Raw genomic sequence first — 25,922 nt, forward strand, 5'->3', positions numbered from 1 at the left:
TATCGACCCTTCACGAGTTTCTTGCATATGACCGGCCAAGTGGTTCTTCGCGTTGCTGCTCCGGTTAGGGCGATCGCATGACTTCCGAAGCGCGCCTGCGCACACCCTATATCCCTGTCGGTTTGGCAGCCCGCAAAAGAGACGCAGCCGCGCTTTTTGCCGCGTTCGTCGTGCTCGTCTTCTCGATGGTCTTCGATTTCAAGGCTGATTCGAGCAAGGGTCTCGGCGCGCTTCCGCTGGTCTTCTTTGGCATCTACGTGGCTGCGTTCGCGTACCTTTTTGTGGTCGACACCACCAGAAGGTATGCGATGCCCGGATTGATGCCCTTTCTACTGGCAGTAACTGTTTTCGTGGCAGTGGGATCCGTCAGCGGTCTGCTGAACGGTCAGCAGCCAAGCGACTTGGGCAGGATTGCGCTGCCTGCCGTGCTCTATATGGCGACGGCCTACGCAACGACCCGCGTGGTGATGACCTGCGACCCGGCAGCGCTGAGACGGCTGCTGGCGGTTGCCGCGCTCGCGTATGTGATCTCGGGTTTTGTGGTTCAGCGATTGGTCAACGGACCGATCGATTTCGAGACTGTCCGTTTCCAGATCCTGGGCGGGGCGACAATTCCGGCTATTGGCTATCTCGAATGCATGGCGCTCTTCGGGCTCACCTTGACCGAGATCGGCGCAATGGGATCGGCATTCGTCCTGCTCTTTCTGTCGATCACGCGCACATATCTTATGTCGGCAGCAGTGCAGCTGGCGCCGCTCGCTGCCGGCGCGAATCGTCTGATTGGCCCGCGCCTGATTGCGGCAATCGTCGTTGTCAGTATCTTTGGCGTAGGCTTCCTTGTCTACGGCGGCGAGGGCGTCACGCGCTGGACAGATCGCCTCTATACCCAGCGCACCAGCAGCGGCGAGGATTACACGCTCTACACCCGCCAGTCCGAGTGGGATTTCATGATCAAGCACTTCGAGGAAACGACCCAGACGTTGGTTTCCGGGAATGGCTTTGCCGCCGTGACGACCTATTACTACCCGCGCGAGGTAGGCGGCGGTTCGGAAAACTCGATCGGCTTCGGGCACAGTCAGCATCTCAGTCTGCTGTTCATTGCCGGGATTGCGGGCGGCGGCACGCTGCTGGCAGTTCAATTCTGGCAATTCTTCAACGCCATCATGCTTTTGATCCGGCTCGCGAGAAGCAAGTTCGACGGGTCGGACCTGCTGTTCCTTGCGGCGTGGGGCAGCTCGATCATCATCGGATGCATCGTCGCAAACTTCTTCTCTTCGATCTTCAATAGCCGGGGCTGGTCGCTCTGGTACGGGGTGGGGACCGGACTGTTCATCGGCGCGCGCGCCCGATATCTGCGCGAGCTCGGTATGGGATTGGTCCACGTCGTCAGCACGCCGGGGCCGGTCGAGCCGGCGCGTGGTGCGTCGAGGCCAAACGTGCCACCTGCGGTTGCGCGGCGGCGTGCCTCGCTTGCGCAGTTGCAGCATTCGCCCAATCGATGAACCTTCCGCTCAAGGGCATGCGGATCGGTTTGCTCACCCCCTGGGCATCACGTGCAGGTGGCGGAGTGTTCGAGGCTGTCGTCCGTCAGGCTGACATGATCCAGGGTCTCGGCGGGGAAGCGCGCGTGTTCGCGCTCGACGATCGCCATGTGACCGAGGACAGTTCCCGCTTTTCGCCTGGAAGGCTGTCGCTCAGTCCGACGGTCGGGCCCGGCGTAGTGGGCTTTGCACCGGATCTCGCGCAGAGCATGATCGATGCGAACCTGGACCTGCTGCACCTTCACGGTATCTGGATGTACCCATCCTCGGCGGGCGCGCGTTGGGCCAAGACGACCGGCAAACCGTACCTGATCTCGCCGCACGGCATGCTCGATCCCTGGATCACAGGGCGCGGGCGCTGGAAAAAGGCGCTGGCGCGGCTGGGCTACGAGCGTCGAAGCTGGCGTGCGGCGACGGCCTTTCATGCGCTGACGGCGCGCGAAGCCAGTGACATCGAGCGCGAAACCGCAAGCCGGCGGTCACTCGTCATTCCCAATGCGGGCCCTGTTCCGACGGCGCTGTCGCAGGGGTATTCCGCACCGCAGGTGACCTATATCGGGCGCATCCATTCCAAGAAGAACCTGCTTCCGCTGGTTGAAGCCTGGCGCAACCTTCCCAAGCAGGTCGATGCGCGCCTGACCCTGGCGGGTTGGGGCGATGCCGCGGATGTCGCGGCGCTGAAGGCCGCGATTGCGCCAGACCCGACCATTTCCTTTATCGGCTCCATTTTCGGCGCGGAAAAGGACGCGCTGGTGGCGCGCTCGCGATTCGTCGTGCTGCCATCGCTGAGCGAAGGCTTGCCGATGGCGATCCTCGAGGCCTGGGCCGCCGGCGTTCCGACCGTCATGACCGATGAATGCAACCTGCCCGAAGGCTTTGCCGCGGGCGCTGCCCTGCCGTGCGGATACGATGCCGCCGGCATCGCCAGTACGCTGTCGCACGCGCTGTCGCTTGACGAAGGGGCATGGCACGCAATGTCCGAAGCGGCGAGCGGGTTGGCCCGCAGCCATTTCTCGGCCGAGACCGTCGCCCAGCGCTGGGCAGACGCCTATCGCAGTCTCAGCGGCATCGCCTGACGCACCCGTGCGGGCGCTCTGGCCGAACCGTTAGTCCCCGAGCAAGCGGCGCATGATCGCGCGGACGTCGTCGGCCATGTCCGGGCGTTCGAGCGCCAGCGCGATGGTTGCCTCGACAAAGCCGGTCTTGCTGCCACAATCGAAACGGCGCCCGGCGAACGTCACCGCGTGGAACGGCTGCTCGCCAATCATCTTCGCCATCGCGTCGGTCAGCTGGATTTCGCCGCCGGCGCCCTTGCCCTGGCTTTCGAGCGTGCGCATAACTTCGGGCTGGAGAATGTAGCGGCCCGAGATGATCAGGTTCGACGGCGCATCCTCGCGCTTGGGCTTTTCCACCAGAGCGGTAACTTCGGTCAGTGTGTCCGACTTGCGCGCGCCCGGTGCGATCACCCCGTAGCTCGAAACTTCCTCTTCCGGCACCTCGAGCACCGAGATCAGGTTGCCGCCGACCTCGTTGTAGGCGTCGACCATCTGCTTCATGCAACCGGGGCTGCCGACCATCATCTCGTCGGGCAGGAAGATCGCAAAAGGCTCGTCACCCACCACCGCGCGGGCGCACCACACCGCGTGGCCAAGTCCCATCGGCACCTGCTGGCGCACGGTGACCAGGTTGCCCGGCTGGATGCGGGTGGGGTCTAGCACGGACAAGTCCTTGTTCCGGCCCGACATCGTGCTTTCCAGCTCGTAGGCGGTGTCGAAGTGTTCGACGATCGCGGTTTTGCCACGCCCGGTCACGAAGATCAGTTGCTCGATCCCCGCCTCCCTGGCTTCATCGACCGCGTACTGGATAAGCGGTCGATCGATGATCGGCAGCATCTCCTTCGGGATGGCCTTGGTGGCGGGCAGGAACCGGGTGCCCAGGCCCGCAACGGGGAAGACGGCCTTGCGGATTGGTTTGCGGGTGGTCGCGCTCGTCATGCCGGCTTCAATTCCCTGTTTATGTTGCAGTGCAGTTAAGACGGTCCGTTTCAGACAGGCAAGTCCGCTTTTCCATTCACAGCGCCAAGCGCATCGCCTTTTGCGCGATTGCGGCAAACTCGCTAAGGGGCTGCGATGGACAAGATCATCATTCGCGGCGGCAAGCGCCTTTCCGGAACTGTTCCCGTCTCTGGTGCCAAGAACGCGGCGCTGACCCTGCTGCCCTGTGCCCTTCTGACCGACGAGCCGGTCACTTTGCGCAACTTGCCCCGGCTGGCCGACATCGATGGTTTCCAGCACCTGATGAACCAGTTCGGCATCTCGACCTCTATTGCCGGCGCGCGGCCCGAAGACTTCGGCCGGGTCATGACGCTGCAGGCCACGCGCCTCACCTCGACGGTCGCGCCCTACGATCTGGTTCGCAAGATGCGCGCGTCGATCCTCGTGCTCGGCCCGCTCCTCGCACGCGCGGGCGAAGCGACCGTGTCGCTGCCCGGCGGATGCGCCATCGGCAACCGCCCGATCGATCTCCACCTCAAGGCGCTCGAAGCGTTCGGCGCGAAGATCGAACTTGCCGCCGGTTACGTCCGCGCGGTCGCGCCCGATGGCGGCCTTCCCGGCGGGCGCTACAGCTTCCCGGTGGTCTCGGTCGGCGCGACCGAGAACGCGCTGATGGCGGCCGTGCTCGCCAACGGCACCAGCACGCTCCACAACGCCGCGCGCGAGCCCGAGATCGTTGACTTGTGCAACCTGCTTGTCGCCATGGGTGCCCAGATCGAAGGCATCGGCACTTCGGACATCACCATCCACGGGGTCAATCGCCTGCATGGCGCGACCTATATGGTCATGCCCGATCGCATCGAGGCCGGCTCCTATGCCTGCGCCGCGGCGATCACCGGCGGCGAAGTGACCCTCGCCGGCGCCCGCGCCAGCGAGATGGAAGCCACGATCCAGGCGCTGCGCGATGCCGGCGTGCATGTCGAGGAAACCAAGGCCGGCCTCCACGTGGCCGCCGATGGCGAACTGCGGCCAGTTACGCTCTCGACCGCGCCCTATCCGGGCTTTGCGACCGACATGCAGGCCCAGCTCATGGCGATGCTCTGCCTTGCCAAGGGCTCGAGCGTCCTGACCGAGACGATCTTCGAAAACCGCTACATGCACGTGCCCGAACTGAATCGCATGGGCGCGCGGATCGAAACCAAGGGCCGCACCGCCATCGTTCATGGCGTGGATCGGATGCACGGCGCCGAAGTCATGGCGACCGACCTGCGCGCGTCGATGAGCCTGGTCATCGCCGGCCTTGCTGCAGAGGGCGAAACGCAGGTCCACCGCCTTTACCACCTCGACCGTGGCTATGAACGGCTGGAGGAGAAGTTTGCCCTGCTCGGCGCCGATGTCGAGCGCGTCGGCGGGGACTGAGGCTCAGGCGATCGTCAGGCGCACGTGCACGCGTGCGCCCACGGTCGCGCCCTCCGACAGCTGCACCGCGCGCTTGATCGGCACCAGGTATCCACCATCGCGCGGCATCAGGGATGTCGTGAACTGCGTCGTCCCGATTGTTGCCGTCACTGGAACGCAGCCCCAGCCATAGCTTGCGCTGCGCGCGGCGTGGGCTACTTCGCCGACGCATTCGGGCGGGATGGGCGCAAACACATACGGGGCGGGGCCGCGCCACGCGATCAGCACCGCCGTGAACGTCAGCTCGGCAAGCGGCGCGCCGTCATTCGGCATGCGCCGCGCCCTGCAGCCGCGCCACCAGCCACAGCCGCACCGCGCTGGCGAGGCCGGGCGGCGTATCCGCTTGAATTCGTTCGACGTCGATCCGCGCGACCAGTGCGTTGATCGGCACGCTCTCGTCCTCTGCCGCGCTGCGCAGCATGTCCCAGAACAGCGGCTCGAGGCTGATCGAGGTCTTGTGCCCAGCGATCTCGACCGAGCGCTTGACCGGAGGGTGATAGGGCGAGCTCATCGGGGCAGGGTACGAGAAATTCGGGGTGGCCCGCAAGTTGGGCCGATCGTACATCCGGGGCATGACCGGCAACCATCTTGCATTGAGCGAAAAGGAAAAGGAGACGCTGCGGCTGCTGCTGGCCGGCCACGATGCCAAGTCGATGGCGCGCCATTTCGGCCTGTCGGTCCACACCGTCAACGAACGCCTGCGCGAAGCGCGCCGCAAGCTCGCCGTGTCGAGCAGTCGCGAAGCGGCGCGGCTGCTGCACGAGATCGAAGGACAGACCCCCCAATCGCTTGGGGACAAGGCTTTGCTGGATGCGGCCGTGCAGGATCAGGAGCAACCTTTTGGTCTACCAGCCCAACAGAGCGGCCATCGGGGCCGGCCCGGCTGGATTGCAGGAGGCATTGCCATGTTATTGAGCCTGACCCTTGCCGCAGCTCTTGCGGTCGCCGGCGGTGCCAGTCCGGTTGCGCCGTCGTCGGTGCCCGCGGCTGATGCAGCGCCGCTGACCGTCGCCGAAACCGAAGCCGTCGCCGCCGCGCGCCACTGGCTCGAACTGGTCGATGCGCGCGACTGGAAGGCAAGCTACGATCTCACCACGCGGGCCTTCCGCACCAGCAACACGCTCGACGGCTGGACGCAGGCCGCGCTTGGCGTCCACGGCAAGTTCGGCCCGGCCAGCAGCCGCGTGCTGCTCTCGGCAGAGGAAACGCCGGCGCCGCCCGATGGCAATGTGGTGGTGAAGTTCCGCGCCCGCTACGCCAACAAGCCCGAAGGCTCCGAACTGCTGACGCTGGTGCATGAGGATGGGGTCTGGAAAGTATCGGGGATCTACATCGCCTGATCCGAAAGGCAGGTCCGCCGCAATGTTTGGGGCGGACCTGTCTGTCGTCCCGGTGGCGGATCAGTACATGTGCTGGCCGCCGTTGATGCTCATGGTCGAACCCGTCACGAAGCCACCTTCCTCCGATGTCAGGAACGACACGCCGCGCGCGATCTCGCTCGCCTGGCCCAGGCGGCCACACGGAATCTTGGCGACGATCTTCTCGAGCACCGGGGGCGGAACGGCGGCGACCATGTCAGTATCGATATAGCCCGGCGCGATGGCGTTGACGGTGACGCCGAACTTCGCGCCTTCCTGCGCAAGCGCCTTGGTGAAGCCGTGGATGCCGGACTTTGCTGCGGCGTAGTTGACCTGGCCGTACTGGCCTGCCTGTCCGTTGATCGAACCGATGTTGACGATGCGGCCCCATCCGCGCTCGCGCATGCCGGGGAAAGTCGCCTTGGCCATGTTGAAGCAGCCGCCAAGGTTGATGCGCATCACTTCGTTCCAGTCATCGAAGCTCATCTTGTGCAGCACGCCGTCGCGGGTGATGCCGGCGTTGTTCACCACGATGTCGATCGGACCGACTTCGGCGGCCACGCGCGCGCAGCCTTCCAGCGTCGCTTCATGGTCGCCCACGTCCCACTTGTAGGTCTTGATCCCGGTGGCTTCGGTGAAGGCGCGCGCCTTTTCCTCGTTGCCGGCGTAGTTGGCCACCACGGTGCGGCCTTCGGCCTGCAGGGCTAGGCTGATCGCCTCGCCGATACCACGTGTCCCGCCCGTAACGATTGCTACTCTTGTCATCCACATACTCCCGCCGTCGCCCTCTCGCGGTTAGGGTAGAAGCATGACTGTCCTGCGACAAGTGTTAGGTGCCGGGTATCCGCCCCGATTGACGCTGCGCTGCAGCATGGTCTAGCCTTCGGAATTGCGGTCTGCAGGATCGCGGGGAGTGACATGGATCAGCCGCCAGGCCGCCGCGCGGCAGACTTGTTCGAAGACCTGCTCCCATCCTGCGGCGCGACGGATCAACCCGGTGTCGTCGTGCTGGACGAATGGCACGTCTGGTCGCTTCACCCGACGACCGAGGACCAGCTGCGCATCGAACGCTACCTCGATGGCTTTCCCATGCGCGGCAAGCGCATCCTCCACGTAGGCGCGGGCAATTCGCTTCTGGCCAAGCGCTTCTGCGCGCGCGGCGCCGAAGTCGTCGGCACCACCATCACCCGCGAAGAAGTGACCCATGGCCGCAGCCTTGCGATACCGCGCTACGACGTTCGGCTGCACAACAAGTACCTGGGGGCAGACGGCCTGGAATGGGGGCAGTTCGACTTCATCGTCGACAATAACCCGACCACATTCGCCTGCTGCCTCGATCACTACATGGCGATGCTTCGGTTCTATGCCGATGTGCTCAAGCCCGATGGGCAGTGGCTGGTCGACCGGGTCGGGCTCGGCTGGGTCGCATCCGACGACATGTCGCCCCGCTGGCGCTTCTCGCTCGACGATCTGGCCCGCTCCGCCGCGCTGGTCGGGCTGCAGGCAGCGGCGATGACGGATGATGTGATCGCGGTTTCGGCAAAGCCACCGCGCAAGCCAAGCGCTGCAAGGCGCATCGCGATGCGGCTGCTCGATAAATTGCGGCGGTGAAATTCGGTGCCGCCGCGCCATGCGTGGCGGCGTCGGATCAGAAGCGGAACTGGGTTCCGACGTAGACGGCCTGGTTGTCCTGCTTGCCGTCGGTCAGCGGGCGCAGGCGGTCACGCTCGGACGAATAGCGGATGCCCGCGATCGCGTTGAAGTTGCGCGTCAGGCGATAGCTGCCACCCAGGTCGAGCTGGTAGTCGCCCTGCGTTTCCAGCGTGCGCGGCGCGCGGCCGGTGCGTTCCTTCTCGTCGATCTGGATGCGCGGCGCGAGGCGACCGGGATTGACCGAAGTGGTCGAGCCGGCCGGCGTGAAGCTGCGCAGATCGGGAATGTCGAGGCGCTGGATCTCGCGCGGCAGCACCGTGCCGCTGCCCGCTGCAAAGCTCTGGTACCCGCGCGCCGCGCCAAGGTTGTAGACCGTGGGCGCAATGCGCACGGCGGCAAAGCCGGGTACGGTTGCCGAAGCGGGCAGGGTGCCGCGGACCGAAATCGCACGGGCATCCGCGCCATCGATGCGGATCGCGACGGTCACCGCGCGGTTCGGACGGGTTTCCGATCCGGCGGGGGTGAAGCGGAACAGCTTGCCATGCGTGGGCAGGCCGAACTGCGCGGCAAGCCGTGGATCGACCGAGGCCGGCGTGAACGAACCGAGGCCACCACGGGCCGCCAGGCTGACAGGCGTCGAGTCGATCTTGCTGACCAGCGTGCTGCCGACGGCCGGAACGGCGAAGAGCGCGACCGCGAAAAGACCCGCGCCGATCAGGGGCGCACGAAGAAAGCGGTACTTTTCAGCCCCTTTCACTCGCTTGTCCGCCTGCTTGCGCATCTGTCTTACCTTGGCCCTCATTCGCCCGGTGTTTTCCGATCGACTCGTCTAAGCGAGATGGTCGGGACGCCGGTTCGTTCCTCGACATAAGCAAATGGTGGTTACATTTCCAGTACGCCCAAGCACGGGAATGTCCTCATTCCGTCGCTTGCTGCCAACCTGTGGCTGAATCTCCACAGCAGCGTCAGCGCGCGCGGCGCATCGCCCGCTCCATCCGCGCGCTGGCCGTCATGTGCGGCAGCAGCCGCCGCGCAATGGCCCGCGCCATGGCCTTGACGCGGAAGTAGCGCGCCAGCATCGGGTTGTTCTCCTCCGCGATCCGCCCACTGATCAGCGCAATCCGTTCGGGCGGCGTGCCGCGCGCCAGGATCGATGCCGCGGCGATCGTCGCGAAGTGGGCGTTGTCCTGCCCCACCACGCCGCCGCAGATCGACAGCAGGTGGATGTTCTTGAACGCCACCAGCGTCTCCTGCTCGACCAGTTCGGGCTGCTCCATCAGCATTTTGTGGTTGGCGTTGTTGAATCGCTGCTCCTGCGTGTCGAAGATCAGCTCGACGCCGGCCGGGCAGACGATCTCCTGCGGTGCATTGGGGCTGTCGCTTGCCAGGAACAGCTTGGCGAAAGGCCAGGCGGCATGGATCTCGGCGATGCGTGCATTGATCACCGCCGCGGGCACGAACGCGGTCTCGACCGCCTTGTCGCCGCGGCGGAAATGCACGCCCAGCGTATCGCCATCGACCCCCAGCCGCACACGCTGCGCCTCGTTCCAGGCCACCACCTTGGGGGTGACTTTCATCCAGTTGAAAACCAGACCTTCGAGCAGGATCTGGCTGGCAATCTCGACGCCAAGCCGGGCCGAAGCCTTTTGCAGCAAGGGCGTGCTGAAATGCGGGCCGTGCACCGACATCAGCTTGGGATCGTGCACCACGATCCTGTCCGGCTGGTCGGCAGCGATCTCGACGATCGGCGCGGTATCAAGCCCGGTCAGGTCGTGCCCTTCGTCGTGCAGCGCGGCCAGCGTCTGGCCATAGGGCGGATCGGTCAGGCCCAGGAACACCGCCTTGCGGCCCAGCGCCAGCGCCATGGCGAGCGTCAGCAGCCGCCCGCTCAATTGCCCGCCCAGGCCGCAGGCGACCGGGCGGAACACCAGCAGCCGGTCGCCCGGGCCGAATTGCAGTTCGTCGAGCTTGCGCTCGAACAGGGCGGTCAGTTCGGGAGACGCGTCCATCAGGCTTCCTCGCGCGCAGGCAGGAACGGGGCGATGGCGTCGGCGATCAGCCGCGCGCCACGCGCATTGGGGTGAATGAAGTCGAGATAGCAGTCATCGCCCCAGCCGGGCAGCCTGCTCGGCGCGACGAAGCCGGTGCCGGGCCGCACTTGCGCCAGGCGGCGGAAGAAGGGCTCGCCGTCCACATCCTCGCCCCGCAGCGCATGGGCGACGATCACGATCGGCCCCGCGATCTGCGGCGCGACCTGCGCAAAGCGGGCGAGCGCCGCCTCGCGCATCTCGGGCATGTAGGGACCGGGGCGCGAAAGCATGCCCTTCACCGGCCACCAGCGCGGCTGGGTGCGATAGATGTGCCGGCGCGCCAGCCACAGCGCCAGCCACAGCGGTCGGCGCGTGGGGAACGAGAGCTCGCTTTCGCCCTGGCCCACCGTGTCGAAATCGCCGCTGTTGACGACCCACACCAGCGCGGCGGCCTGCGCCCAGCCGGGCAGCGCGGTCAGTGCGCCGAGTTCGTTGTCGAGCGCCCAGCCGTGGCAGGCGACCGGGCAGATCGCCTGGCCCGTCTCGCGCTCCAGCACCGCGGCGAGCGTTTCGCTCTGGTCGAGGTGCAGCCCGCCTTCGACCACGCTGTCGCCCAGCACCACGACTTTGCCGGCAAGCGTGTCGACATCCACGTCGGTGCGGATGCCGAACCGGCCATAGCGCCAGCGCGCGCGGCGGCGAAAGCGTCCCTGCTGGTCCGATGCCATGCGATAGACCGAACGTTGATCGCGCACGAACAGCGGGAAGCCGCCAATCCCCGTCACCCGCAGGCCGATCTCGACCGCCAGCAGTGCGATCAGGCCCAGAGCGCCTGCCACTGCCAGAAGATCGAGAAGCGTGCGGCCGATCATGCGAGGCCGAGGAACCCGCGCAGCTTCGTCACGCTTTCCTCGCCCCACTGGCGCGCGCGGCGGGCGGCCAGCACCGGGTCGGTCGGCGCCGGCACGGCAACGCCATCGAAGCTCGCCACCTCGCCGTCATAGGCGACGTAAGCCAGTCCCTCTGCCCGGCACGTGCGTTCGAGCAACGAGCCCTTGCGCACGATTACCGGCAGTCCGAGCTGGATTGCCCGCCCGAACACGCCGGAGGCCTGGTCGTAGTCTAGCGCATAGCAGCACCACACCGCGTCGGCGGCGGCATAAAGGTCGAGCAGTTCGTCGTGGCTGATGTATTCGGACTTCGCCTGTCCGCCAGCGGCCACGAACGGATCGAGGCACGGCGCGACCAGCCGGTCGACCACCCGCCCGCCGAACGCGAAGAGCCAGCGCTCGCGCAAGTCCGCACGCGCCGCGAACAGCTGCGAAAACATGTCGAAGCCCTTGGCCTCGTCCTGACGCCCCACCGCCACGACCACGCGGCGCTTCGCGGCGGCGGCGCGGATCTCCTGCGCAAAGGCCCCGATCGGCCGGTCGGCATCGACCGCGTCGGGGTAGTGCAGGTCCCAGTACTGCGGATCGTAGATCCAGCCGCTGGCAAAGCGCGCGAATCCGGGCTCCAGCTCGAAAGGCAGGATGGTCAGCGTGGCAACCCCCGGCAGGCGCTTGACCAGTCCCAGCAGCATCCGCTTGACCCGCAGCCGCAGCAGTCCGCCTTCCAGCAGAGGCAGCGGGCGGAACAGGATGCCGGCGGTGCGCCGTCCCATCGCGGCCCGCACCACGCAAAGCAGGATGTACGATCCGACCGATGCCTCGATCGCGCCGTCCAGCACCGGCTGGCGTGCCCACAGCGCGCGCCACAGCGACGACGTGCGCGTGCTGCCGATCAGGCGCGCCATCAGCGCGTAATATTCGCCCCGGTGCCCGTCGTTTCCGGGATAGTTGTCGTAGATCACCACGGCGGGTGAAACGGCGCGCTCTGACATGTCGCTGCTTTTCGCAGTTGCGGGAGCTACGTCAAGACCCCGCCATGGGATGCGTGCTGCACTGCAAAAAGACGGGCGCCCCGGACATGGTCCGAAGCGCCCGTCATGGCCTGTCGGCCGGCGTCAGCCGACAACGAACGTCAGCGCGCCATCGCCTTCGTCGATCGTCACCGTGCTGCCGTCGGCGATCTCGCCGGCGAGCAGCTTTTCGGCCAGCGGATCCTGCAGGTAACGCTGCACCGCCCGCTTCAACGGACGCGCACCGTACACCGGATCGTAACCGACGCGGCCAAGCCACCGCTTGGCGGCATCGGTCAGGTCGAGCACGATCTTGCGATCCTTCAGCAGCTTGGCGACGCGCGCCACCTGGATCTCGACGATCGGCGCCATGTGGTCCTGGCCCAGACGGTGGAACAGGATGATCTCGTCCAGCCGGTTCAGGAATTCGGGGCGGAAATGCCCGCGGACCACGTCCATCACCTGTGGCTCGACCGTCTCGACGTCCTGCCCTTCCTCCAGATTGGCAAGGTACTGACTGCCAAGGTTGCTGGTCAGGATGATCAGCGTGTTGGTAAAGTCCACCACGCGGCCTTGCCCGTCGGTCAGGCGGCCATCGTCGAGCACCTGCAACAGCACGTTGAACACGTCCTGGTGCGCCTTCTCCACCTCATCGAACAGCACGACCTGATAAGGTCGGCGCCGCACCGCCTCGGTCAGCACGCCGCCTTCGTCATAGCCGACATAGCCCGGAGGCGCGCCGATCAGGCGCGACACGGCGTGCTTTTCCATGAACTCGCTCATGTCGATGCGCACCATCGCGTTGTCGTCGTCGAACAGGAAGCCTGCCAGAGCCTTGGTCAGTTCGGTCTTGCCCACGCCCGTGGGGCCCAGGAACAGGAAGCTGCCCAGTGGCCGGTTCGGGTCCTGAAGGCCGGCGCGCGCACGGCGAACGGCCTTGGACACCGCGATCACCGCGTCCCTCTGCCCGATCACGCGCTGGCCCAGCACTTCTTCCATCTTGAGCAGCTTCTCGCGCTCGCCTTCCATCATCCGGTCGACGGGCACGCCGGTCCACTTGCTGACGACGGCGGCGATGTCCTCGGCGGTCACCTCCTCGCGCAGCATGGCGTTCTGGCTCACGCCCTGGGCCTCGGCCAGCTGGCGCTCCAGCTCGGGAATGCGGCCATAGGCAAGCTCACCGGCCTTCGCCAGGTCGCCATTGCGCTGCGCCACCTCCAGCTCCACGCGCGCGGCGTCGAGCTGTTCCTTCACCTTGCCCTCGGCGGCGATCTTGTCGCGCTCGTTCTGCCAGCGGGTGGTCAGTTCGGCCGACTGCTGCTCAAGGTTCGCCAGTTCCTCGCGCAGCGCGGTCAGGCGGTCCTTGGATGCGGTGTCGGTCTCCTTGCCCAGCGCCATCTCCTCGATCTTCATCTGGATGATGCGCCGGTCGAGCTTCTCGATCTCCTCGGGCTTGCTTTCCACTTCCATGCGGATGCGGCTGGCGGCCTCGTCCATCAGGTCGATCGCCTTGTCGGGCAGGAAGCGGTCCGAGATATAGCGGTTGGACAGCGTCGCCGCCGCCACGATCGCGCCATCGGCGATGCGCACGCCGTGGTGCAACTCGTACTTGTCCTTGATCCCGCGCAGGATGCTGATCGTGTCCTCCACGGTCGGCTCACCCACGAACACCGGCTGGAACCGCCGCTGCAGCGCGGGGTCCTTTTCGACGTACTTCTGGTATTCATCCAGCGTCGTCGCGCCGATGCAGTGCAGTTCGCCACGGGCGAGGGCGGGCTTCAGCAGGTTGCCGGCGTCCATCGCGCCTTCGCCCTTGCCCGCCCCGATCAGGGTGTGCATCTCGTCGATGAACAGGATGATCTCGCCCTCGGCGCCCTTCACCTCGTCGAGCACGGCCTTCAGGCGTTCCTCGAACTCGCCGCGATACTTCGCGCCCGCGATCAGCGCGCCCATGTCGAGCGCCATCAGGCGGCGGTCTTTCAGGCTATCGGGCACGTCGCCGTTGGCGATGCGCAGCGCGAGGCCCTCCGCGATCGCGGTCTTGCCCACGCCGGGTTCACCGATCAGCGCCGGGTTGTTCTTGGTGCGGCGGGCCAGGATCTGCACGGTGCGGCGGATTTCCTCGTCGCGGCCGATCACGGGGTCGAGCTTGCCGTCGCGCGCCGCCTCGGTCAGGTCGCGGGCGTACTTCTTCATCGCGTCATAGGCGTTTTCGGCGCTCGCGCTGGCCGCCGTGCGCCCGCCGCGCAACGCGGTGATCGCTGCCTCCAGCGCCTGCGGCGTGACGTTCGCGGCCTTCAGCGCCTGTCCCGCGGTCGTGGTGGTGGCCAGCGCCAGCGCCACGAGCATGCGTTCGACGGTGACGAAGCTGTCGCCGCTCTTGGTCGCGACCTGTTCGGCCTGGTCCAGCACGCGCACGGCATCGTTGTCGAGCCCCGGCGTTTGTTGCGCGCCCGAGCCAGAGACGGCCGGCATCTTCGCCAGCGCCTTGTCGACCTCGCTCTGCGCGAACGCGGCATTGCCGCCGGCACGGGCGATCAGCCCGCTCGCCATGCCCTCGCCGTCTTCCAGCAGGGCCTTCAGGATATGGTCGGGCGTGATCCGCTGGTGGTTCATGCGGATCGCCACGGTCTGTGCCGCCTGCAGGAAACCCTTGGCGCGGTCGGTAAACTTCTCGAGGTTCATGGGGGTCTTGTCCTCCTGATCCGCCCAGAGGTAGTGTGTCTTTTTGGCAACACAAGGATCTGGATCAAAAATGGGTCGAGCACGCCCGCAGCGCAATGTCGCCGGTCGAAAATTGCCGATGGTTCATTGGTTTTCGTGCGCGCCGTCGTTAGCATCGGCGCCCATGCGTATTGCCCCCATCTCCGTCTCGCTCCTCGCCCTGTCGCTTACCGCCTGTGCCGCCGCGCCCTCCGCGCCGCCGCAGGCGGCAGCCGTACCCGCGCCCGCTGCTGCACCCGCGCCACAACCCGCCCCGCTGGCCGATCTCGTTTCCGCGGTGAAGCTGCCTTACGACCGCTTCACCCTCGCCAACGGGCTCACCGTCCTGGTCCATACGGACCGCAAGGCGCCCGTCGTCGGCGTGGCGGTTTGGTACGGTGTCGGTTCCAAGCACGAACCGCAGGGCAAGACCGGCTTTGCCCACTTGTTCGAACACCTGATGTTCTATGGCACCCAGCACGTGCCCGGCGATTTCTTCCAGCCGTTGAGCCAGGCCGGCGCCACCGACATGAACGGCACCACCTGGTTCGATCGCACCAACTATTACGAAACCGTGCCCACGCCGGCACTTGATCGCGCGCTGATGATGGAAAGCGATCGCATGGGCTACCTGCTCCAGGCGATGACGCAGAAGCGCGTCGATGCCCAGCGTGCCGTCGTCCAGAACGAAAAGCGCCAGCGCGACAACGATCCCTACGGCCTCGTCGATTACGAGATGCTCGAAACGCTCTATCCCGCCGGGCACCCCTATCGCCATTCCACGATCGGCTCGATGGCCGATCTCGACGCTGCCTCGCTCGCCGACGTGAAGGGCTGGTTTGCCGATCACTATGCGCCGAACAACGCCGTGCTGGTGCTGTCGGGCGACATCGACCTCGCCACCGCAAAGGCCAAGGCCGACAAGTGGTTCGGCCCGATCCCGGCCGGGCCGAAGGTGCGCGCCGTCGATGCCCCGGTGCCGACGCTGCCTGCACCGGTCACGCGCACTATCCATGATCAGGTCGCCACCACGCGCATCTACCGCATGTGGGCGATTCCCGGGTATGACCAGCCCGATTACCTGCCGCTGCAGGTTGCGGGCGTGATCCTCGGCGGCCTGTCCAGCTCGCGGCTCGACGATGCGCTGGTGCGCGAAAAGCAGCTCGCCGTGGCGGTCAGCGCGGGCGCGCAGATCTTCGCGCAGGGCGGCCAGTTCTCCATCCAGGCAGACGTCAAGCCCGGTGGAGACGCCGCCGCCACCGCCGCCGCGCTCGATGCCGAACTGGCGCGGCTTGCCAGCGAAGGTCCCACGGCCGACGAGATGACGCGCGCGCTCACCGTCATCGCCAGCGGGCAGATCCGTGCGCTCGAATCGGTCGGCGGCGAAGGCGGCAAGTCGCAGGCGCTCGCCGAAGGGCTGCTCTATTCCAACGACCCGGCCTATATCGAAGCCGAATTGAAGCGCGCCGCCGCGCTCACCCCGGCCGACGTGCGCGATGCCATGCGCCGCTGGCTGACGCGGCCGGCCTTCGCGCTGACCGTCGCGCCGGGCGCTCGCGAAGGCGGCGGCGAACAGCGCGGCGGCGATGGCCTGCCGCCGCTGCCCAAGGCCGCCCGCAAGAGCGAGCCTGCACCCAGGATCGCCGCCTTTGCCGACCCGTCCGATCGCACCAGGCTGCCCCCTGCCGGCGCGGTCGATGCGCTGGCGTTCCCCGCGCTCGAACGCACCACCCTGTCGAACGGGATGCAGGTGATCTTCGCCCGCCGCGCCGCCGTGCCCGCTGTCTCGGTCCGGGTCAGCTTCGATGCGGGTTATGCCGCCGATGCGGTCGAAGCGCTCGGCACCGGCGCGCTGCTGCTGCAGGTGATGGACGAAGGCACCACCACCCGTTCCTCGACCGAACTTGCCCGCCAGCGCGAACGGCTGGGCGCGCAGATCGCCGCCTCGGCCAGCGCGGATGCCACCTCGTTCCAGCTCGATGCAATGGCTGCCAATCTCGCGCCTTCGCTCGATCTGCTGGCCGATTACATCCGCCGCCCGGCGCTCGCCCCTGCGGAGCTGGAACGCGTCCGCGCCCAGCAGCTGGCGGCCATCGCCGCCGAACGCAGCAACCCGCAGGCGCTTGCCACCCGCGTGCTCTATCCCGCGATCTACGGGGCTGACCATCCCTATGGCCGCGCCCCTTCCGGCCTTGGTGACAGCGCCGTGGTCGGCAAGCTCACGCGCGACGATCTCGCCGCCTTCCACCGCAAGTGGTTCCGCCCCGATCGCGCGCGGATCTACGTCGTCGGCGATACCACGCTGGCCGAAGTCACCCGCCTGCTCGAAGCGAGCTTCGGCAACTGGGCCGCGCCCGCCGATCCCGCGCCTGCCAAGGCGTTTCCGGCAATGCTGCCCGCCGCGCGCCCGCGCATCCTGCTGATCGATCGCCCCGGCATGCCGCAGGCGACGATCGTGGCGGGCGAACCCATCGCGCTTACCGGCAAGGACGATGCCGTCCCGCTGGAAACCGCCAACGACGTCATCGGCGGCGATTTTCTCTCGCGCCTCAATACCGATCTGCGCGAAACCAAGGGCTGGTCCTACGGCGTGTACAGCGTGCTCAACGAACGGCTGGACCGCCGCGCCTTCCTGCTCGTCGCCCCGGTTCAGGCGGACAAGGCCGGCCCGGCGCTGGCGGCCATGCGCAGCGATCTTGCCGATTACCTGCAGAAACGCGGCACCACTCCGGCCGAGCTTGACCTTGCGAGCGCCAGCAATGCGCGCAAGCTGCCCGGCATGCTCGAAACCAGCCCCGCGCTGCTCGATGCGATGGCCAAGATCGTCTCGCTCGGCCGCCCGGACGATTTCTACGCCCGTCTGCCCGAACGCTACCGCACGTTGACCGCCGCCGATCTCGACGCGGCGATCCGGGGCAAGGTCGATCCCGCCGCGCTCACCTGGGTCGTGGTCGGCGATGCCAGGTCGATCCGCCCGCAGCTTGCCGGGCTCGGCCTGCCGATCGAGGATTTCAAGCTGCCGGAATGATCCGGTCGAACAGCAGGTCCAGCGCGCGGCCGGTGATCTCGCCGGCCGTCATCGGCGCATGACGGTCGATCCCGAACGCGATCTCCACCGGCATCGCCGGGCCAGCGCCGCCGCGCCGCCAGCGAAAGGCATAGCGCGCCTCGCCCGATAGCGCGCCATGGTCGCCGCCCATGCCGAAGGCGCCCCAATTGCGCGCGCAGAGCTTCACCGAAACGTCCGTCAGGTGGATCTCGATCTCGCCCCGCCCCCGCAGCCGGGCCTCGCCCGCGCGCGCCAGCGCCGCCCTGACCGTTGCCTCCAGCGCCTGATCTCTGCCAACCAGATCCACCACCCGCACCGCGCCATTGGGCAAACATAACATCCCCGCCGCCCGTGCCCCGGCTTTCGCGCTGCGCGGTAGATCGACCAGCAACGAGACATGCGCCAGCGGGGGCAGCGTGGGCGCAACGCTGGTGGAAGGCACGGCGGCCACGGCCGAGGGAACGGGCCTCGGCCGATGCGCCACCGGCTTGGCCTCTGCTGCCCCGGCTATGCAGATCGCTGCCATTGCGCCGACCAGCACCAACCGTTCCCGCTTGCCCATTGCCGGTCCCCCATCCCGAGCGGGGATGGCACCACCACCGCGCCCGAAGCGCAACGGGCTGAATTCTCCCGGGTGTCGAAACACTTCGAAAACGGCGGCAACTCAACCCACGTGTGGGGACAGCGCCGCCGTTCGGCGGACCGCTACAGCTTCGGCTTCTGCCGGCTGACCAGCGTCGGGCTTTCGACTTCCAGCCCGGTGCGCTCGTCCACCACCACGTCGCGGTGATAGCTCAGCACGCCGGGTACCGGGGGCAGGCGCGAGATAAAGATGGCGTAGTAGTTGTTGATCTTGGGGCTGGCGTGGAACTCCGCCTGAACCGAAGGCCAGTCCTTCAGCGACGCGGGCAGGCCGGTCTGCAGATTTCCGGCGGCAAATTGCGGATAGGGTTCCTTGCCCTCGGCCACGCGCTTGTCGTTCGCAGCCTTCAGATCCAGCCGCGCCACGTCCATTTCGGCAGACCACTGCGGCAATACCTGCAAGGCGTTGCCAAGATCGGTAACCACGCCGGGCTTCACCTCGAAGCGCACTGTGCCCATGCACATGCAGGTGCCCGACACAGGGATGCCGTTGCCGCCCATCACGTTGCCATACCAGACATAAGTGCCCGGGCGGACCTTCTCGAGATAGGTGAAGGTCGCGCCCTTGGAATAGATGAACATTGGCCCGAACGTTGCCACGTCGTGCAATTCGATCGGGGCATGTTCGAATGTCTCCAGCGTCGGTTCTACCGGCTGGGCGGGCGGCGTTGCCTTGGTCTGCCTGGCGATCTCGACGTCGGCCTTCCACGTTGCCAGCGCGCTTTCGTACCGCTTGTGCTCCTTGGCGAAGGCCTTTTGCCGATCGGCCTCCCACTCGGCACGCACGGCATCGTCGGGCACGCGCAGGAACATGCCGAACTGCCGGGCGGGACCCGAAACCAGGATGTAACCGGCCGTGGGGTCAAGCTTCTCCTTGCCCGCCAGCACGGCACGCTCGTCGATCGCGGCGGCGGGGCCGGTGAATGGGCCGCTCTTGTCACCGGCGGCAAGGGCGCTTGGCGCTTGCGCCAGCGCGCAAAGGGCGACGGCGGTCGTCATCAAGTGGCGCATCTTCACAGCCCCAGCTCCTTGGTCTTGGGTGCGGGGCCGGACGCGACCAGCGCCTGCAGCGCCAGCGCATCGTTGCGCACGCCCTCCTTCTTGCGGCCGTTGCCTTCCTCGAAGTTGAATTCCGACCACAGGTCGTGGCTAAGGCCGAAGCGCTGGTAGTCCTTGAAGTGCATGCAGTTGCGCAAGTTGGCGCGGCGTTGCGCGCGGCGCGCGGCCGAACCGAAAATCGCGTCGACCATGGCGCTGCCGATCGCCCCTCCGATGGCCCCCGCCATGCCGTACTGCATCACAGCGTTGTTCATCACGCCTTCGTTGCCGCCCAGATAGATGCTGCTGCCGCTGGCCAGCGCGTCGCATTCCTTGATATCGGCATAAGCTTGCGCGAACGTCGTGTTCGCGCGGTGGAAATAGAAGTACTTGTCGTAATCGCCTTCATCCACCGGTGTCGGCGTGAATTCCAGCTTGGGCATCGTCAGCCCCTCGGGCGAAGGGATCGCCAGCGGCTCGGCCGCACCTGCGCTTTCGCTCGTCGCCAGCGTGACCGTTCCCAGCGCACACGCCACCAGCAGCGCCCGCGCGACTTTCCATCGATGCATAGAATTGCCCCCGCAACTTCCCGACGCGCGGTGAAGCACATCGCGAATCCGCTCGCAATCGGGATTATGCAGATGGACCATTGTCGAGGTATTGTGCACGCAAGATGTGTGCACAACCGGGCAGCACACTCCGAAACTTTCCTACAAGGCCTGCCTCGCCTAGGGTCCGGCCGATGGCACCCTTTGCAAAAATCGAACAGAACCAGCGCGCTGGCTTGTTCTGCACGTCGCGCAGGCGGCGCCGGCGCGGCGTGGTGCCGCACCGGACGAGTTTTGCTTTAGAAGTCTGTCAACTTCGTCAACTTGGCCGATTTAGAAGAGCCCATTCGGGCCCTCCCGAAGTGCCTCAGCCGAGCTTCGCCTTCAGCACCTGGTTGACCGCCTGCGGGTTGCCCTTGCCCTGCATCGCCTTCATCGTCTGGCCGACGAAGAAGCCGAACAGCGCCTCCTTGCCGCCCTTGTACTGCTCCACCTTGTCGGCATTCGCGGCCAGCACGGCATCGACTGCGGCCTCGATCGCGCCGGTGTCGGTGGTCTGCTTGTTGCTGTCGATCTCGGCGGCAAGATCGATGTCGCTGGTCAGGTGGCGTTCGAAGATTTCCTTGGCCTTGCTGCCGGAAATCGTGCCCGCTTCGGTCGCCACCACGATCGCGGTGTTCGCCTCGATCGAATTCTTGGGGCTGTCGGTCGGGATGTTCTGGGCGTTGAGGATGCCCGGCCGTTCGGACAGCAGCCAGTTGGCAACGCGCTTGGCAACGTCGGCTTCGCCCTTGCCCGCAGCCTTGGCGACCGAGGCCAGCAGCGCCTCGAACTGGCGCGCGGTCTCGACGTCGGCGGTCAATGCCGCGGCGTTGTAGGGTGACAGGCCCAGCCCGGCTTCATAGCGCTGGCGCTTGGCGTCGGGCAGTTCGGGCAGGCTGGCGCGGCATTCTTCCAGGAACGCATCGTCCAGCACCAGCGGCAGCAGGTCAGGATCGGGGAAGTAGCGGTAATCGTGCGCATCTTCCTTGCTGCGCATCGAACGCGTCTCGTTCCGGTCGGGATCGTAGAGGCGGGTTTCCTGCACCACTGTCCCGCCATCCTCGATCAGTGCGACCTGGCGCTTGGCCTCCTGTTCGACCACCGCCATCACGAAGCGGACCGAATTGACGTTCTTGGTTTCGGTCCGGGTGCCGAACTCGGCACCGGGCTTGCGCACCGACACGTTGACGTCGGCGCGCATCGAGCCCTGGTCCATGTTGCCGTCGCACGATCCGACATAGCGCAGGATCTGGCGCAGCTTGGCAAGGTACGCGCCCGCTTCGGCCGGGCTGCGCATGTCGGGGCGGCTGACGATCTCCATCAGCGCCACGCCCGACCGGTTGAGATCGACGTAGGACATCGTCGGATGCTGGTCGTGCATCAGCTTGCCCGCATCCTGTTCGACGTGGATGCGCTCGATGCCGATGGTCTTGGTCGAGGTCGGGTCCTTCTCATCGAGTTGGATCTCCAGCGCGCCTTCGCCCACCAGCGGATGGTAGAGCTGGCTGATCTGGTAGCCCTGCGGCAGGTCCGCATAGAAGTAGTTCTTGCGGTCGAAGCGCGACCACTTGTTGATCTGCGCGTCGATCGCCATGCCGGTGCGCACCGCCTGGCGGATGCACTCGCGGTTGGGCACGGGCAGCATGCCCGGCATCGCCGCGTCGACCAGGCTCACTTGCGCATTGGGCTCGGCCCCGAACGCGGTCGCCGCGCCCGAAAAGAGCTTGGCGTTGGAAGTGACCTGCGCATGGACTTCGAGGCCGATCACGACCTCCCATTCACCGGTGGCGCCCTGGATACGATATTCGCTCATGGCTAGCCCGATAGGGCCCCGCGCGCCCGCTGAAAAGGGGCAAGTCGCAACGCGGCGTTCAGGGGCGCAGGTAGAACAGGCTGTGGCCCTGGACGATCATCTCCATGCCCCGGTCGGCCATCGCGCGCTGCAGGTGGCGCGAGCTGCGTCTGCCGGGGAACAGCCAGTCGTGCGGTTCGACCATGATGATCTCGAACTGGTCGATCCAGCCGGTGTCGCGGGCGAAGAGGTCTTCCTCGAAGCCTTCGATATCGATCTTGCAGACGAAGGGTTCGCCGTCCTGCACCGCTTCCAGCGCCTGCCGCACGGTGATGATCGGCACCCCGCTGGCGGCGCGGGTGGTGCGCACGCCCCAGGCGAAGCCATCGCCATCGTTGAGCAGCGCGGCGTGACCGGGCACGCTGCCGATGGCGGCTTCCAGCACGTGGGCGTTGGGCGTGCCGATCAGGTTGCGGCGCGCCATCGCCGCGTTGCCGGGATCGGGCTCGACCGCCACGAACGCGGCGCGCGGCCACAGCTCGGCCAGCGCGACGGTCGCCGCACCGATGTTGGCGCCGCAATCGAGCACGACCGGGCGACGACCGGCGGCAAGGATCGTGCGGTAGCGGCGCTCGAGCCGGGCGGCGAGGTGGGGGTGGCGGTCGAGGGCATAGGCGCCTTCGCCGAACACTTCGCGCAGGACCGAAAGGTCGCTTTCGTGGCGGCGGATCTCGAAGCGCCCGTGCCCGCGGATCTGCACCGCGTGCTGCGGCGTGCCGGACAGGCGGGCGAGGTGGCGCAGCAGGACCGCCGGTCCCAGCTGCCGGGCATCCTTGAGGTTGAGCGCAACCGATGCGCAGAGCCGGCGCCACAGCCTGACCAAGCGCCCCGGCTCTGCTCCAGCGACATGGCTGGCGCGGATCGGAGGCGGCAATCCCGCGACCGGCTGGTCAAAGGCCGGCCGGTCGATCCATTCGTGCGCAACCATGGTCACCCCATCTACGAGTTGGGGCGAAATATATATATCTTAAGTTATTATTCCAGACGTATCGGTTGATTAGCTCTTTCAAATCCGGGGATTTTTTATCACCACCAGCGGGTAGGCCGAGCAGTGAATGCCGCGCGCTGCTCGATCGCGAGGCCCGCGTTGAGCACGCCCTGTTCGTCGAAAGCCTTGCCGATGACCTGCAGGCCAAGCGGCAGGCCATTGCGATCGAGCCCGGCGGGGACCGACATGGCGGGCAGTCCGGCGAGGCTGGCGGGCACCGAGAACACGTCGTTGAGGTACATCGCCAGCGGATCGTCGCTGTTTTCGCCGAGCGCGAAGGCGGCGGTCGGCGCGGTCGGCGCAAGGATCACGTCCACCTGTTCGAACGCCTGCGAGAAATCGCGGGCGATCAGTGTGCGCACCTTCTGCGCCTGGGTGTAGTAGGCATCGTAGAAGCCGGCCGAGAGCACGTAGGTGCCGATCAGGATGCGGCGCTTGACCTCGTCACCGAAGCCGGCGGCGCGGGTGGCGGCGTACATGTCCTGAAGACCGGCGCCCTGCGGCAGATCGCGCAGGCCATAGCGCACGCCATCATAGCGGGCGAGGTTGGACGACGCTTCGGCAGGCGCGATGATGTAGTAGGTGGGCAGCGCGTACTTGGTGTGCGGCAGCGAGATGTCGATGACCTCGGCGCCGGCATCCTTGAGCCAGGCGATGCCTTCGTCCCACACGCGAGCGACGTCGGCGTCCATGCCATCGAGGCGGTATTCGCGCGGAATGCCCACCTTCTTGCCGCGCAGGTCCGACGAGAGCGCGGCGCTCCAGTCGGGCACGGGCAGGTCGAGGCTGGTCGAATCCTTGGGATCGAACCCGGCCATGGCTTCGAGCATGATCGCGCAGTCTGTCACGTCGCGCGCCATCGGCCCCGCCTGATCGAGCGAGGAAGCGAAAGCGACCACGCCCCAGCGCGAGCAGCGGCCGTAAGTGGGCTTGATGCCCGAAATGCCGGTGAAGGCGGCGGGCTGGCGGATCGAGCCGCCGGTATCGGTGCCAGTGGCGGCAGGCGCGAGGCGCGCGGCGACCGCGGCCGAGGACCCGCCCGACGAGCCGCCGGGTGCGAGCGGAGCGGTGTCGTTCGGGCGACGCCACGGCGACACGACGTTGCCGAAGGCGCTGGTCTCGTTCGACGAGCCCATGGCGAACTGATCGAGGTTGAGCTTGCCGAGCATGCCGGCGCCCGCGTCCCACAGCTTCTGGCTGACGGTCGATTCGTATTCGGGCTTGAAGCCTTCGAGAATCTTCGACGCGGCGGTGGTCTGCACGCCCTGCGTGGCGAACAGATCCTTCATGCCGATCGGCACGCCGGCCATCTTGCCGAGCGGCTTGCCGGCGGCGCGGTCGGCATCGACCTTCGCGGCGGCGGCGAGCGCGACATCAGGCGTGGTGACGATGAAAGCGTTCAACGCGTCCTGCGCCTGCACCACGGCGGCGTTGAAGGCGGTCGCCACTTCGGTGGCGGTGAAGGTGCCGGCGGCGACGCCGTCGCGGATGGCGGCAACGCCGAGATCGGTCAGTTCGGTCATGATTATTCGATCACCTTGGGCACGCCGAAGAAGCCGTGTTCGGCGGCGGGGGCATTGGCGAGCACCTTGTCGCGGATGTCGCCACCGGTCAGCGGGTCGGCGTTCACCACGTCGTCGCGCAGGCGCAGCGTGTTGGGGATGACGGCGGTCATCGGTTCGACGCCGGTCACATCGACCTCGCCGAGTTGTTCGACCCAGGCGAGGATGCCGTTGAGTTCGGGCACCATCGCCTCGATCGCGGCTTCATCGACCTTGATGCGGGCCAGCGAGGCGATCTTCGCCACGGTCGCGGTGTCTACGGACATGGAAAAAGCTTTCGAAAGCCGGAAAACGAGAACGCCGCGCGCTAGCACAGGCGCGCGGCGATCTTCAAGAAGCGGGCAACTTCAGCGAGCGGGCAAGAACCGCCTTTCGGGCCGTGGGCGGACGACGCCGAAGCACCGGCCCGCCATGCCCGGGGCGATCAGGGGCGCGGAGCGCCGGGAGCCGCGGCGCCCGGAACCTGGCCGGGAGCCTGACCGGGCATCTGGCCGCCCATCTGCTGCTGCATCTGCTGGATCATCTGGCGCTGGCGTTCGATTTCGGCAGCGCTCTTGAAATCGAGCAGTTCGACATCGAACACGAGGTCGCTGTTCGCCGGGATCACCACTTCGCCGGTGGCCTGGCTCTTCTGTTCGTTGGTGCCATAGGCCATCGAGGCAGGGATCTCGAGGCGGTACTTGCCACCGCGCTGCATCTGCTGGAGCCCCTTGGCAAAGCCGGGGATCACGCCTTCGACCGGCATGACCGCCTTTTCACCGCGATCGAATTCCTTGCCGTTCGCCAGGCGGCCGACATAGTTCACCAGCACGACGTCGGCGGTGGTCGGCGAGGCGCCCTGGCCGGCCTTGAGCGTATCGACAACCAGACCGTGGTAGCGCGCGGCAAAGGCCAGCGCGGCTGCAACGACCACGGCGAGAATGACGCCGAGCCAGATCTTGGTGACCGAGCCCTTGGCCACGGGCTGCAGCGGAACGCGGGTGATTTCCGACATTTCTTCCCCTCTGGGTGTCCCCGAAACAGGTGCGGCGAGCCGCTCCGATTCGCCGGCGCATCAGGCCGGACACGCGAAGGGCGCCGCTTTCGACGGCGCCCTCTTGGCCCAGCAAGGGCCGCTCGGCAAGAGGCGAGAAGGGAGAGGTTCGCCTCTCCCCGCGATCGCCCCGTTCCGCCTTACTTCGCGCCGTCGCGCTCGGCGCGCTTGCGCTCGAGCTTGCGGGCGCGGCGAACGGCGGCAGCCTTTTCACGAGCGCGCTTTTCCGAGGGCTTCTCGTAGTGGCGACGCAGCTTCATTTCGCGATAAACGCCTTCCCGCTGCAGCTTCTTCTTGAGCGCGCGGAGGGCTTGGTCGACGTTGTTATCGCGAACGAGAATCTGCATAAACCGCTATACCTCAATCAGTTTCGAGCGAGAGCCCGCTGGTCATCAAGCGCGGGAATCACCCATGAATCCGGGAAACACAAAACGGGCCGAATCCGAACGGATGCGGCTCGAACCGGCGCGCCGATAGCGATTCCCTTTGCTCAAGGCAAGCAAAGTCGTGCCACGGGCCAAGCTAAGTCGT

At 66.5% G+C, this 25,922-nt stretch carries 24 protein-coding genes; 6 read left to right on the forward strand and 18 right to left on the reverse strand.

Features of this window, described 5'->3' with window-relative positions; all coding sequences use genetic code 11:
* The first annotated feature begins 77 nt into the window (after positions 1 to 77).
* Together HHL27_RS16975 and HHL27_RS16980 are read left to right on the forward strand one after the other, a co-directional pair.
* Complete coding sequence (locus HHL27_RS16975) at positions 78 to 1,502, forward strand: hypothetical protein (protein ID WP_169494578.1); 1,425 nt, start codon at positions 78 to 80, stop codon at positions 1,500 to 1,502.
* Complete coding sequence (locus tag HHL27_RS16980) at positions 1,499 to 2,617, forward strand: glycosyltransferase (RefSeq protein ID WP_169494579.1); 1,119 nt, start codon at positions 1,499 to 1,501, stop codon at positions 2,615 to 2,617. The genes HHL27_RS16975 and HHL27_RS16980 overlap by 4 nt, the downstream gene beginning before the upstream one ends.
* 30 nt (positions 2,618 to 2,647) lie before the next feature.
* Here HHL27_RS16980 and galU read toward each other — a convergent pair whose 3' ends face one another.
* Complete coding sequence (gene galU, locus HHL27_RS16985) at positions 2,648 to 3,535, reverse strand: UTP--glucose-1-phosphate uridylyltransferase GalU (protein ID WP_169494580.1); 888 nt, start codon at positions 3,533 to 3,535, stop codon at positions 2,648 to 2,650.
* A gap of 135 nt (positions 3,536 to 3,670) precedes the next feature.
* On the opposite strand from galU, the gene murA reads away from it, so the two are divergent.
* On the forward strand, positions 3,671 to 4,954 hold the full coding sequence (murA, locus tag HHL27_RS16990; RefSeq protein ID WP_169494581.1) for a UDP-N-acetylglucosamine 1-carboxyvinyltransferase: 1,284 nt from the start codon (positions 3,671 to 3,673) through the stop codon (positions 4,952 to 4,954).
* Between the two features lie 3 nt (positions 4,955 to 4,957).
* Here the strand turns inward: murA and HHL27_RS16995 are convergent, their stop codons facing one another.
* Together HHL27_RS16995 and HHL27_RS17000 are read right to left on the reverse strand one after the other, a co-directional pair.
* Entirely contained in the window at positions 4,958 to 5,266 is a 309-nt protein-coding gene (locus HHL27_RS16995; protein WP_169494582.1) for a DUF1905 domain-containing protein, read from the reverse strand.
* Positions 5,256 to 5,504, reverse strand: coding sequence for a ribbon-helix-helix domain-containing protein (locus HHL27_RS17000; RefSeq protein WP_169494583.1), 249 nt, complete (start codon positions 5,502 to 5,504; stop codon positions 5,256 to 5,258). Before HHL27_RS17000 ends, HHL27_RS16995 begins: the two co-directional genes overlap by 11 nt.
* Before the next feature lie 25 nt (positions 5,505 to 5,529).
* Between HHL27_RS17000 and HHL27_RS17005 the strand changes: the two genes are divergently transcribed.
* Complete coding sequence (locus HHL27_RS17005; protein ID WP_338114932.1) at positions 5,530 to 6,333, forward strand: helix-turn-helix domain-containing protein; 804 nt, start codon at positions 5,530 to 5,532, stop codon at positions 6,331 to 6,333.
* Between the two features lie 60 nt (positions 6,334 to 6,393).
* Here HHL27_RS17005 and phbB read toward each other — a convergent pair whose 3' ends face one another.
* Entirely contained in the window at positions 6,394 to 7,116 is a 723-nt protein-coding gene (phbB, locus tag HHL27_RS17010) for an acetoacetyl-CoA reductase (RefSeq protein WP_169494584.1), read from the reverse strand.
* A gap of 153 nt (positions 7,117 to 7,269) precedes the next feature.
* Between phbB and HHL27_RS17015 the strand changes: the two genes are divergently transcribed.
* Positions 7,270 to 7,962, forward strand: coding sequence for a class I SAM-dependent methyltransferase (locus HHL27_RS17015; protein WP_169494585.1), 693 nt, complete (start codon positions 7,270 to 7,272; stop codon positions 7,960 to 7,962).
* Positions 7,963 to 7,999: 37 nt separating this feature from the next.
* On the opposite strand, the gene HHL27_RS17020 is transcribed toward HHL27_RS17015, so the two are convergent.
* The 5 genes from HHL27_RS17020 to clpB all read right to left on the reverse strand — a co-directional run bounded on the left by HHL27_RS17020 (position 8,000) and on the right by clpB (position 14,619).
* Positions 8,000 to 8,785 (reverse strand): hypothetical protein, encoded by a 786-nt coding sequence (locus HHL27_RS17020; RefSeq protein WP_240959934.1) that lies wholly within the window; start codon positions 8,783 to 8,785, stop codon positions 8,000 to 8,002.
* Positions 8,786 to 8,969: 184 nt separating this feature from the next.
* Positions 8,970 to 10,013 carry a hypothetical protein gene (locus tag HHL27_RS17025; RefSeq protein WP_169494586.1) on the reverse strand — a complete coding sequence of 348 codons (1,044 nt, stop codon included), beginning with the start codon at positions 10,011 to 10,013 and terminating at the stop codon, positions 8,970 to 8,972.
* Positions 10,013 to 10,906 carry a hypothetical protein gene (locus HHL27_RS17030; RefSeq protein WP_169494587.1) on the reverse strand — a complete coding sequence of 298 codons (894 nt, stop codon included), beginning with the start codon at positions 10,904 to 10,906 and terminating at the stop codon, positions 10,013 to 10,015. Before HHL27_RS17030 ends, HHL27_RS17025 begins: the two co-directional genes overlap by 1 nt.
* Positions 10,903 to 11,916, reverse strand: coding sequence for a glycosyltransferase family protein (locus HHL27_RS17035; RefSeq protein WP_169494588.1), 1,014 nt, complete (start codon positions 11,914 to 11,916; stop codon positions 10,903 to 10,905). Before HHL27_RS17035 ends, HHL27_RS17030 begins: the two co-directional genes overlap by 4 nt.
* 123 nt (positions 11,917 to 12,039) lie before the next feature.
* On the reverse strand, positions 12,040 to 14,619 hold the full coding sequence (clpB, locus tag HHL27_RS17040; protein WP_169494589.1) for an ATP-dependent chaperone ClpB: 2,580 nt from the start codon (positions 14,617 to 14,619) through the stop codon (positions 12,040 to 12,042).
* Positions 14,620 to 14,782: 163 nt separating this feature from the next.
* Here clpB and HHL27_RS17045 point away from each other — a divergent pair, with 163 nt between their 5' ends.
* A complete protein-coding gene (locus tag HHL27_RS17045; RefSeq protein WP_169494590.1) occupies positions 14,783 to 17,665 on the forward strand; it encodes a M16 family metallopeptidase in 2,883 nt (960 codons plus the stop codon).
* On the opposite strand, the gene HHL27_RS17050 is transcribed toward HHL27_RS17045, so the two are convergent.
* From HHL27_RS17050 to rpsU, 9 genes are all read right to left on the reverse strand, one after another.
* On the reverse strand, positions 17,649 to 18,248 hold the full coding sequence (locus tag HHL27_RS17050) for a hypothetical protein (RefSeq protein ID WP_169494591.1): 600 nt from the start codon (positions 18,246 to 18,248) through the stop codon (positions 17,649 to 17,651). The genes HHL27_RS17045 and HHL27_RS17050 overlap by 17 nt on opposite strands.
* A gap of 143 nt (positions 18,249 to 18,391) precedes the next feature.
* Positions 18,392 to 19,345 (reverse strand): hypothetical protein, encoded by a 954-nt coding sequence (locus HHL27_RS17055; RefSeq protein ID WP_206069669.1) that lies wholly within the window; start codon positions 19,343 to 19,345, stop codon positions 18,392 to 18,394.
* Complete coding sequence (locus tag HHL27_RS17060) at positions 19,342 to 19,935, reverse strand: hypothetical protein (RefSeq protein ID WP_169494593.1); 594 nt, start codon at positions 19,933 to 19,935, stop codon at positions 19,342 to 19,344. Before HHL27_RS17060 ends, HHL27_RS17055 begins: the two co-directional genes overlap by 4 nt.
* A 346-nt stretch (positions 19,936 to 20,281) precedes the next feature.
* Positions 20,282 to 21,769, reverse strand: coding sequence for an Asp-tRNA(Asn)/Glu-tRNA(Gln) amidotransferase subunit GatB (gene gatB / locus HHL27_RS17065; RefSeq protein ID WP_169494594.1), 1,488 nt, complete (start codon positions 21,767 to 21,769; stop codon positions 20,282 to 20,284).
* 58 nt (positions 21,770 to 21,827) lie between these two features.
* Complete coding sequence (locus HHL27_RS17070; protein ID WP_169494595.1) at positions 21,828 to 22,736, reverse strand: FkbM family methyltransferase; 909 nt, start codon at positions 22,734 to 22,736, stop codon at positions 21,828 to 21,830.
* A 98-nt stretch (positions 22,737 to 22,834) separates the two neighbouring features.
* Positions 22,835 to 24,319 carry an Asp-tRNA(Asn)/Glu-tRNA(Gln) amidotransferase subunit GatA gene (gatA, locus tag HHL27_RS17075; RefSeq protein WP_169494596.1) on the reverse strand — a complete coding sequence of 495 codons (1,485 nt, stop codon included), beginning with the start codon at positions 24,317 to 24,319 and terminating at the stop codon, positions 22,835 to 22,837.
* 2 nt (positions 24,320 to 24,321) lie between these two features.
* Positions 24,322 to 24,624 (reverse strand): Asp-tRNA(Asn)/Glu-tRNA(Gln) amidotransferase subunit GatC, encoded by a 303-nt coding sequence (gene gatC / locus HHL27_RS17080; protein WP_169494597.1) that lies wholly within the window; start codon positions 24,622 to 24,624, stop codon positions 24,322 to 24,324.
* A gap of 158 nt (positions 24,625 to 24,782) precedes the next feature.
* Complete coding sequence (locus HHL27_RS17085; RefSeq protein WP_169494598.1) at positions 24,783 to 25,352, reverse strand: FKBP-type peptidyl-prolyl cis-trans isomerase; 570 nt, start codon at positions 25,350 to 25,352, stop codon at positions 24,783 to 24,785.
* A 179-nt stretch (positions 25,353 to 25,531) separates the two neighbouring features.
* A complete protein-coding gene (gene rpsU / locus HHL27_RS17090; protein ID WP_008070684.1) occupies positions 25,532 to 25,738 on the reverse strand; it encodes a 30S ribosomal protein S21 in 207 nt (68 codons plus the stop codon).
* Between the last annotated feature and the right edge of the window lie 184 nt (positions 25,739 to 25,922).

This window comes from Novosphingobium olei (assembly GCF_012927405.1).
Lineage (GTDB): Bacteria > Pseudomonadota > Alphaproteobacteria > Sphingomonadales > Sphingomonadaceae > Novosphingobium > Novosphingobium olei.

What these genes read in the sequence shown, in the direction of transcription:
- HHL27_RS16975 (WP_169494578.1), top strand. Translation starts at nt 78, where the DNA reads ATGACTTCCGAAGCGCGCCTGCGCACACCCTATATCCCTGTCGGTTTG.
- HHL27_RS16980 (WP_169494579.1), top strand. Translation starts at nt 1,499, where the DNA reads ATGAACCTTCCGCTCAAGGGCATGCGGATCGGTTTGCTCACCCCCTGG.
- galU (WP_169494580.1), bottom strand. Translation starts at nt 3,535, where the DNA reads ATGACGAGCGCGACCACCCGCAAACCAATCCGCAAGGCCGTCTTCCCC.
- murA (WP_169494581.1), top strand. Translation starts at nt 3,671, where the DNA reads ATGGACAAGATCATCATTCGCGGCGGCAAGCGCCTTTCCGGAACTGTT.
- HHL27_RS16995 (WP_169494582.1), bottom strand. Translation starts at nt 5,266, where the DNA reads ATGCCGAATGACGGCGCGCCGCTTGCCGAGCTGACGTTCACGGCGGTG.
- HHL27_RS17000 (WP_169494583.1), bottom strand. Translation starts at nt 5,504, where the DNA reads ATGAGCTCGCCCTATCACCCTCCGGTCAAGCGCTCGGTCGAGATCGCT.
- phbB (WP_169494584.1), bottom strand. Translation starts at nt 7,116, where the DNA reads ATGACAAGAGTAGCAATCGTTACGGGCGGGACACGTGGTATCGGCGAG.
- HHL27_RS17015 (WP_169494585.1), top strand. Translation starts at nt 7,270, where the DNA reads ATGGATCAGCCGCCAGGCCGCCGCGCGGCAGACTTGTTCGAAGACCTG.
- HHL27_RS17020 (WP_240959934.1), bottom strand. Translation starts at nt 8,785, where the DNA reads ATGCGCAAGCAGGCGGACAAGCGAGTGAAAGGGGCTGAAAAGTACCGC.
- HHL27_RS17025 (WP_169494586.1), bottom strand. Translation starts at nt 10,013, where the DNA reads ATGGACGCGTCTCCCGAACTGACCGCCCTGTTCGAGCGCAAGCTCGAC.
- HHL27_RS17030 (WP_169494587.1), bottom strand. Translation starts at nt 10,906, where the DNA reads ATGATCGGCCGCACGCTTCTCGATCTTCTGGCAGTGGCAGGCGCTCTG.
- HHL27_RS17035 (WP_169494588.1), bottom strand. Translation starts at nt 11,916, where the DNA reads ATGTCAGAGCGCGCCGTTTCACCCGCCGTGGTGATCTACGACAACTAT.
- clpB (WP_169494589.1), bottom strand. Translation starts at nt 14,619, where the DNA reads ATGAACCTCGAGAAGTTTACCGACCGCGCCAAGGGTTTCCTGCAGGCG.
- HHL27_RS17045 (WP_169494590.1), top strand. Translation starts at nt 14,783, where the DNA reads ATGCGTATTGCCCCCATCTCCGTCTCGCTCCTCGCCCTGTCGCTTACC.
- HHL27_RS17050 (WP_169494591.1), bottom strand. Translation starts at nt 18,248, where the DNA reads ATGGGCAAGCGGGAACGGTTGGTGCTGGTCGGCGCAATGGCAGCGATC.
- HHL27_RS17060 (WP_169494593.1), bottom strand. Translation starts at nt 19,935, where the DNA reads ATGCATCGATGGAAAGTCGCGCGGGCGCTGCTGGTGGCGTGTGCGCTG.
- gatB (WP_169494594.1), bottom strand. Translation starts at nt 21,769, where the DNA reads ATGAGCGAATATCGTATCCAGGGCGCCACCGGTGAATGGGAGGTCGTG.
- HHL27_RS17070 (WP_169494595.1), bottom strand. Translation starts at nt 22,736, where the DNA reads ATGGTTGCGCACGAATGGATCGACCGGCCGGCCTTTGACCAGCCGGTC.
- gatA (WP_169494596.1), bottom strand. Translation starts at nt 24,319, where the DNA reads ATGACCGAACTGACCGATCTCGGCGTTGCCGCCATCCGCGACGGCGTC.
- gatC (WP_169494597.1), bottom strand. Translation starts at nt 24,624, where the DNA reads ATGTCCGTAGACACCGCGACCGTGGCGAAGATCGCCTCGCTGGCCCGC.
- HHL27_RS17085 (WP_169494598.1), bottom strand. Translation starts at nt 25,352, where the DNA reads ATGTCGGAAATCACCCGCGTTCCGCTGCAGCCCGTGGCCAAGGGCTCG.
- rpsU (WP_008070684.1), bottom strand. Translation starts at nt 25,738, where the DNA reads ATGCAGATTCTCGTTCGCGATAACAACGTCGACCAAGCCCTCCGCGCG.